Source organism: Sharpea azabuensis DSM 18934, assembly GCF_000702165.1.
Lineage (GTDB): Bacteria > Bacillota_I > Bacilli_A > Erysipelotrichales > Coprobacillaceae > Sharpea > Sharpea azabuensis.
Genome location: NZ_JNKU01000092.1, coordinates 1 through 1,182 on the forward strand (window position 1 = coordinate 1; position 1,182 = coordinate 1,182).

Genomic DNA, 1,182 nt, shown 5'->3' on the forward strand with positions numbered 1-1,182 from the left:
AATCCGCAATAATCTTACGTGATTTATCATTATAGCCAAAGACTTCATCTTTCGCATAACCTAAACGTGGTGTATAAGCTGCATTACCTTTGAATATAGTTTTGGCAAGCTTCTCCTGAGCCTCTCTTACTGCCGTATCAGAGGCTTTTTTCGTTTTACCATGTATGGCATTAGAAACTGTTGCCGTTCTTACGCCCAGTTCACTTGCTATATCAACGATGCGAATTTTCTTTTCATCCCACATACTGATCCTCATGAAATTGTATTCATCCACTTCCTGCTTCTAAACATATAGGCTGTCAAAAGAAGTCTTACCATTTCTTCCTGCGACAAGATCAAATAGACCCATACGATAGATAGCTTGAGAAAAAGCCCTGTGAATACTGCCAATGGAACGCCAATAAACCATGTGCCTAGAATGTCAATCATCATGATATATTTTGTCTTTCCACCACTTCTGATCACACCACCGCCCAGAATCATATTTAATACCTTTGCCGGCATTAAAAACGCGAAGACAAGCAAGATTTTCTCCCCAATGCTCTTCGCACTGGGAGATACCTGAAAGACTCCGACATAAGAGCTTCTAAGTAAGACAATCATCAATGACAGCACTACAGAACCAATAAAACCAAATTCACAGATTCTTATTGATTCGCTATAGGCTTCATCATATTCATTTCTGCCCAATCTTTTCCCTATCAAAATGCCAGCAGCCTGGGCCAATCCGCTTAATGCTCCAATGGTGAGACCTTGTATTGCTCCAGTCAGTGACATGCCTGCTAGCTCATTAGTTCCCATATGTCCATAGACATATGTATTAACGCTTTGTCCCACTGCCCATAAGCATTCACTAAAGGCAATTGGTAAAAGCATCTTAAAATACTGTTGATAGCCTTTCTTATCCAATCCCAAGGAGATGTTGATTCTTCCATATAACTTATAAACACAGATAAGGGTTAGGAACGCTCCCACCATTTGTGAAATGACGCTAGCTATGGCAGCACCCTGAACACCTAATGCAGGAGCGCCAAAATGACCAAATATCAAACAAAAGTTAAAAAATGTATTAACTAGCGAAGTAAAAATACCGATATAAAGAGGCCACATTGAATGATTGCGACAGCGTAGGGGCACACTTAAAATATTGCATATGCCTAAAGGAATAAAAGTAAGCACAAT

General features: G+C 39.8%; 1 protein-coding gene and 1 pseudogene. Both read right to left on the reverse strand.

The genetic code is table 11. From position 1 onward, the window contains the following. Positions 1 to 244 (reverse strand): annotated as a pseudogene (locus T529_RS0111600) (hypothetical protein); the annotation flags it as partial. A gap of 8 nt (positions 245 to 252) precedes the next feature. After that, positions 253 to 1,182: MATE family efflux transporter (locus tag T529_RS0111605; protein ID WP_033163773.1), on the reverse strand; the 930-nt coding region annotated here is incomplete at its 5' end.